Below are 6,425 nucleotides of genomic sequence, written 5' to 3' on the forward strand. Positions count from 1 at the left end.
ACCGCGACTCCGGGTCATCGGTTCACGCGCGACGCATGTACGCCTTGATGCTCAGCGGCGCGAAGATCACGATCACGATCACCGAGCCGATCAGCGACCAGGCCAGATCGCTGCCGTAGACATTGCCGTTCATCAGCGCTCGGGCCGCATTCACCATGTAGTACACGGGATTCACGTGATTGAGTGCCTGCATCCAGCCCGGCATGGTGCTCACCATCGCGAACGCGCCGGACATGAAGGTGAGCGGGAACATCACCATCATCGAAATGCCCTGCACACCAGCGGCACTCTTACCGGTGACGCCGACCAGCGCCCAGATCCAGCTCACTGCGAATGAGCAAACCACAATGACCAATCCGGCGACCACGACACCGGCCACACCGCCCTCGGGCCGGTAGCCGATGGCCAGGCCGACCACAATGGTCAGCGTCGTCGCCAGCGCGTAGCGCACCATATCGGCGATCAACGCACCCGCCAGCGCCGAAATGCGGGCGATGGGCAGGGACTTGAACCGGTCGAAGACGCCCTTGTCCATATCCTCGCGCAACTGGGTGCCGGTCACCACCGAGGTCAGGATGACTGTCTGCACCAGGATGCCCGGAACCAGGACCGGCAGATAGTCGTGCACGCTGCCGCCGATCGCGCCGCCGAAAATGTAGGCGAACAGCGCGGTGAACAGGATCGGTTGAATCGTCACATCGAACAGCTGCTCGGGATTGTGCTTGATCTTGAGGATGCCGCGGTAGGCCATGGTGAACGAGGTCGCCACGGTCTGGCGGAGGCTGATCCGGTTGCTGGCCTCCGGAATCAAATGCGGTGCCGCATGCCGCGCGGCCTTTTCGGTGGCGGTGATGGTTGTCATGCCGCGCTCCGTTCGTTTTCGTCGTCGGCCGGGTGGCCGGTGATGGTCAGGAAGACCTCGTCGAGGCTGGGCTTGGTGACGGTGATCTCGTCGATCGCGATCTCCCACTCGCGCAGGCGGATCAGCAGATCGGCGGTCATGCCCGCGTCCGGCAGCGGCGCCGTGAGCCGTCCGGCCTCGGGCGTGATCTGGGCCTCGGTGCCGAGGAAGTCGCCGACAATGCGGCGGGCCTCGTCGAGTTGGGCCTGATCGACCAGGGTCAGATGCAGTGACGAGCCGCCGACCGAGGCCTTGAGTTCGTCGGCGGTGCCGTCGGCGATCACCCTGCCGTGGTCGATGACGGCGATCCGGTCGGCGAGCTGATCGGCCTCGTCCAGGTACTGCGTGGTGAGCAGCACCGTTACGCCCTCGCGGACCAGACGGCGGATGGTCTCCCACATCTGGGCGCGGGTGCGCGGATCGAGGCCGGTCGTCGGCTCGTCCAGGAACAGCAGCGGCGGTGTCGCAATCAGGCTGGCGGCCAGATCGAGACGGCGCCGCATGCCACCGGAGAAGTTCTTCAGCGGCTTGTTCGCCGCCTCGGTGAGGTCGAATTCCTCCAGCAGTTCGACCGACTTGCGCCTGGCGTCGATCCGGCTGAGGCCGAGCAGGCGGGAGAAGATAACCAGATTTTCGGTCGCGGTGAGGTCCTCGTCGACCGAGGCGTACTGCCCGGTGACACCGACCAGAGACCGGACCGCTGTCGGTTCCGCGACGACGTCACGGCCGAAGATGCGAGCGCTGCCCCCGTCGGGGCGCAGCAGGGTGGCCAACATGCGGATGGTGGTGGTCTTGCCCGCGCCGTTCGGGCCGAGCACGCCATAGACCGAGCCCTGCGGAACCGCCAGGCTCACACCATCGACGGCGCGCTGTTCCCCGAACACCTTGACCAGGCTGTCCGCCTCGACGGCGAGCGCTGCGGTGGGTGTGTAAGAAGTCATGCACAACACTGTGTGGCTGCCGTCTTGCACGGCCCTTGCACGACGGTGTCATGCGACCTTGCATCGCGATCGCGTGGCGCGTACACCGCTAGGTCAACGCGGGAAACGCAACTACTGAATTCTGGAGAACATGGGTAGCTCGCCGGGAACCGGCTAACCATGCCATCGCAGGTCGCCGACGCGACTGTGGTGGCACCTAGGTTTGGCGCCTAGATACGGGGAGAGGCGGACAAGCATTCGCGGAGTTTGGCGCGGTCCGGCTTGCCGGGGCCGCGCAGCGGGAGTTCGTCGAGTAGCGCCAGTTCGCGCGGTGCGGCGATGGCATCGAGTTCGCGCACGACATGATCGCGCAGTTCCTCGAGGGTCGGGGTGGCGCCGGCGGCGGGGACCACCGCGACCGCGACCCGCTGGCCGAGCCGATCGTCGGGCAACCCGAGCACCACGCATTCGCTGATGCCCGGATGCGTGATCAGCACGGCCTCCACCACCTGCGGGATGACGACCAGCCCGCCGGTCATGATCGCCTCGTCGAGGCGTCCGCTGATGCGGAGCACACCGTTGTCGTAGGTGCCCGCGTCCTCGGTGCGGAACCAGCCCGGTTCGGCGAAGGCCGGATGGTCGGGCTGGCCGCGGTAGCCGTTGGCGATCATCGCGCCGCCGAGCAGTACGCGGCCATCCTCGATGCGAATCTCGGTGCCGTCGAGCGGAACTCCGTCGTACACACAGCCACCGCAGGTTTCGCTCATGCCATAGGTGCGAACGACGTTGATACCGGCCGCTTTCGCGCGCTCGTAGACCGGTGCCGGAGTGGCCGCCCCGCCGACGAGCACGCCGTCCAACTGGGCGAGCGCCGCGGCGGCAGTAGGTGCCTCCAGCGCCTTGATCAGCTGGGTCGGAACCAGTGCGGTGTAGCGGCGATCTCCGCGCATACCGGATATCGCGCCGGCCAGCGCCTCGGGGAGGAAGCCGCCGGAAACGTCGAGCACGCTGGGTTCGGTACCAGCCAGAATGCTGCGCAGCAGCACCTGAATGCCCGCGATGTGATGGGTCGGCAGGGCGAGCAGCCAGGTGCCGGGGCCACCGAGTCGATCGTGCGTCGCGGTCCCGCTGGCCCGCAGCGCGGCGGAGCTGAGCATGGCGCCCTTCGGCACACCGGTGGTGCCGGAGGTGGTCACCACGAGCGCCACCTCGTCATCGATCGGTTCACCGGGGCCGAGCGCGTCGCTCAGTCGCAGGGCCTCCCGACGGTCGCTGGTCGGTATCGGCAACCATGCGGGGCCGTTGCCTTCCAGCACTTCTCGCAGATGCGGCATGACATCGCCCAGTCCCGATCCGGTGGGCATCGGCAGTGTACGCAGAGTTCGGCTCATGACCGGGCCTCGCTAGCGCTCGGCCCGGCCATCGCCGGTGGCGCTGTGTTGTTGATTCGCTCGCTGTGCTCGCTCATGACCGCGCCTCGCTGGTGCCCGGCGCCGTCGTGCGCAGGCGCGCTGTGTTCATGATTCGCTCGCTGCGCTCCCTCACGAGTCTGATCGTGTCATGTCAACACGACCGCACGCGGCAGGGGTCGGTTTGCTGGGGCGGCGTGCGGGGGTTCGGCCGCGTCAGGGAGGAGGGCACGGGTACGCCGGACATCGAGACTGCGATTCACTCAGAGGACGGTACTCAAAATGGTCGCCCAGGCGTCGGCGGTCGGGCGACCATCCATGGGCTATCGTCCTCGCCGGGGCCGGCATTGGCAACCCGAGCCGAATCGCCCGCGCCGCCGCCTGCGCTGCGATCAGTCCGGTGACCAGCGCGAATCCCGTCGGATCGGATGTTCGGCCGGCACTTCGACCACAACGATCGGCACCCCGTCCGGATCGCGCACCCACATTTCGATCAATCCCCACGGCTCGCGCACCGGCTCGCGCTCGATCCGAATCCCCTTCAGCGCGAGCTCCGCCGCGGTGTCCGAAATGTCGCGTACCTGCAGCCAGAGCGCGCCTTCGAAGATGGTCGATTTGCCCGATCCGCCGTGCTCGGCCACTTCGATCAGCGACTGTCCAGCGAAAAAAACCGTGCCGCCCGGATACTCGTGCGCGATCGCCAAGCCGAGCCCGTCGCGGTAGAAGGCGAGGGTTGTCCGGTAGTCGGCGGGCCGCAGGATGACCCGGCTGCTGAGGACGTCCATCTCAGAAGTACCAGGGGTAGGGGGTCCAGTCCGGCTTGCGCTTGCCCAGGAAGGCGTCGCGACCCTCGATCGCCTCATCGGTCATGTACGCCATCCGGGTGGCCTCGCCCGCGAAGAGCTGCTGACCGACCAGACCATCATCGAGCAGATTGAACGCGTACTTCAACATGCGTTGGGCCTGTGGGGATTTGCCGTTGATGTCGGCGGTCCACTCCAGCGCGACATTTTCCAGTTCGGCGTGATCGACGACCTTGTTCACCGCACCCATCTGATGCATTTCCTCGGCAGTGTACGGACGGCCGAGGAAGAAGATCTCCCGCGCGAATTTCTGGCCGACCATTTTCGCGAGATAGGCGCTGCCGTAACCGCCGTCGAAGCTGCCGACATCGGCATCGGTCTGCTTGAACCTGGCGTGCTCGCGGCTGGCCAGGGTCAGATCGCAGACCACATGCAGACTGTGCCCGCCGCCCGCGGCCCAGCCGTTGACCAGTGCGATGACCACCTTCGGCATGAACCGGATCAGCCGCTGCACCTCGAGGATGTGCAGGCGGCCCGCACGCGCCTGGTCGACGGTGTCCGCGGTCTCGCCATCGGCGTACTGGTAGCCGCTGCGGCCGCGAATGCGCTGGTCGCCGCCGGAGCAGAAGGCCCACCCGCCGTCCTTGGGGCTCGGGCCGTTGCCGGTGATCAGCACCGCGCCGACGTCCGGGGTCATCCTGGCGTGATCGAGCGCGCGATAGAGCTCGTCGACCGTGTGGGGGCGGAACGCATTGCGCACCTCCGGCCGATCGAAGGCCACCCGGACGGTGCCCTGTTCGATATGCCGGTGATAGGTGATGTCGGTCAGGTTCTCGAACCCCGGAACGGGTCGCCACAGCTTCGGATTGAACGTCACCCCAGTGATTATTGCCCCCACCGACGTTTCGGGTGCGAGCGACTTCGATGGTGTCGATTCCATTACTCGACAGTACGACTTGACGGTGTATAACAACGCGATACCGTGCAGGGATGGAGAGAGCATCACGAAGCGATTCGATGAGGGGCGGCGGTCGGGCGACGGGCGGGCGCGAGACAGTGAAACGGGTTCCAGACCATGTTGTCGGGCGGTCCGGTCCGCGCATCGACAACAGTGCGGTGGACGAATCCCGGTATGAGAAGCACGGCGGCTTCCCCAAGGTTTCCCGCGCGCACATCGGCGCCAACTACGTCCCGTTCGTCGAGGCCATGCGCACGCTGCAGGATCTGGCCGTCTCCGTGGACGCCCCCGACGAGATCTTCGGCGCGGCACTCGACCGGGCGCGCGAACTCATCGATCTGCTCGAGCCCTACCGTGCGCCGGAACTCCAGGGCCCGGCCGGCCGCGCAGTCGAATTGCCTGGGCGCGGAAGCCTTTTGCTGCTGCCGTGGCAGGTGGTCGAGGCCGGACCCGACGGCATCGTGATGACCGGTGAATTCCGCCGCTTCCATCTCGGCGGCAACGGCGCGGCACACGGCGGCGTGCTCCCACTGCTCTTCGACGATCTGCTCGGCATGATCGTGCACTACGCCGGACGGCCGATCAGCCGCACCGCCTATCTGCATGTGAACTACCGCAAGATCACGCCGTTGCAGACGCCGCTGACCGTGCGGGGTCGCGTCGATCGCATCGAAGGGCGAAAGACCTTCATCACCGCCGAACTGGTCGATGAGCAGGGCAATGTCCTCGCGGATTGCGAAGGATTGATGGTCCAATTGCTGCCGTGGCAGCCGTAGCCGGATGAGCGCCGTGTGAGTGCGCGCACCGGTGCGTATAGTGACGTGCGCTCGTTCATCGACATCGATCTCGGAGGAACCTGAAAGTGGTTGCAGCACTGTCTGAATCCCTGCTCGACGACGCGAAGCGTACGGCCTTCCTTGCCGATGCCAAGGAGGTGCTGGACGCTGAGGTGTCGGACAAGGGTGGTGCGTCGGGCCTGGCCGTCAAAGGTGGCTATGCGGCGGTCAAGAAAATCAGCCCGTCCATCGTGCCGGACGCGCTGGAGTCCTTGGCGCCCAAGCTCGTAACGCAGCTGGAGCCGTACTGGCAGGAATACACGGCGACGGGGTCCGGCAAGTTCGCCGAACTGCTGGTCGCCAAGTCGGATGAGGTCGCCGAGGCTTTGCTCTCGGTGACCGACGCGCGTGCCGAGGCCTCGAGCCGTCCGGCGCTGCAGAAGGTCTACTCGTCGATGCGTTCCTCGGCCAAGAAGAACGTCATCGAGGCCCTGCCACGGCTGGGCGACCTGGTGCAGCGGCACGCCTGACGCTGTGTTTGATTTGCCGCGCCCTCGGCGCGGCGGGTTCGCGGCCCCCTGCTGTCTCGCGTCCGAGTCGTCGAGCCGGTAGGCCACCGGAGCTGCCCGGTGTCGAAGAGATGGTCGGGCTGTTCATC

The 6,425-nt window shown here is 66.4% G+C and carries 7 protein-coding genes; 2 read left to right on the forward strand and 5 right to left on the reverse strand.

Going from position 1 to position 6,425, the window contains the following annotated elements; all coding sequences use genetic code 11:
• Positions 1–22: 22 nt before the first annotated feature.
• From AB0L63_RS15350 to AB0L63_RS15370, 5 genes are all read right to left on the reverse strand, one after another.
• Positions 23–862, reverse strand: a complete 840-nt coding sequence (locus AB0L63_RS15350) for an ABC transporter permease (protein WP_364500153.1) — start codon at positions 860–862, stop codon at positions 23–25.
• Positions 859–1,842 (reverse strand): ATP-binding cassette domain-containing protein, encoded by a 984-nt coding sequence (locus tag AB0L63_RS15355; RefSeq protein WP_364500156.1) that lies wholly within the window; start codon positions 1,840–1,842, stop codon positions 859–861. The genes AB0L63_RS15350 and AB0L63_RS15355 overlap by 4 nt, the downstream gene beginning before the upstream one ends.
• A 209-nt stretch (positions 1,843–2,051) precedes the next feature.
• Positions 2,052–3,212, reverse strand: a complete 1,161-nt coding sequence (gene menE / locus AB0L63_RS15360; protein WP_364500159.1) for an o-succinylbenzoate--CoA ligase — start codon at positions 3,210–3,212, stop codon at positions 2,052–2,054.
• A 410-nt stretch (positions 3,213–3,622) separates the two neighbouring features.
• Positions 3,623–4,015, reverse strand: a complete 393-nt coding sequence (locus AB0L63_RS15365; protein WP_364500162.1) for a VOC family protein — start codon at positions 4,013–4,015, stop codon at positions 3,623–3,625.
• Between the two features lies 1 nt (position 4,016).
• Positions 4,017–4,910, reverse strand: a complete 894-nt coding sequence (locus AB0L63_RS15370) for a 1,4-dihydroxy-2-naphthoyl-CoA synthase (RefSeq protein WP_364500165.1) — start codon at positions 4,908–4,910, stop codon at positions 4,017–4,019.
• 239 nt (positions 4,911–5,149) lie between these two features.
• On the opposite strand from AB0L63_RS15370, the gene AB0L63_RS15375 reads away from it, so the two are divergent.
• Both AB0L63_RS15375 and AB0L63_RS15380 read left to right on the forward strand, forming a co-directional pair.
• A complete protein-coding gene (locus tag AB0L63_RS15375; protein WP_364500273.1) occupies positions 5,150–5,767 on the forward strand; it encodes a PaaI family thioesterase in 618 nt (205 codons plus the stop codon).
• An 86-nt stretch (positions 5,768–5,853) separates the two neighbouring features.
• Entirely contained in the window at positions 5,854–6,297 is a 444-nt protein-coding gene (locus tag AB0L63_RS15380; protein WP_364500168.1) for a hypothetical protein, read from the forward strand.
• Positions 6,298–6,425: the final 128 nt, after the last annotated feature.

The sequence above is a fragment of the Nocardia sp. NPDC051990 genome (genome assembly GCF_040680755.1).
GTDB lineage: Bacteria > Actinomycetota > Actinomycetes > Mycobacteriales > Mycobacteriaceae > Nocardia.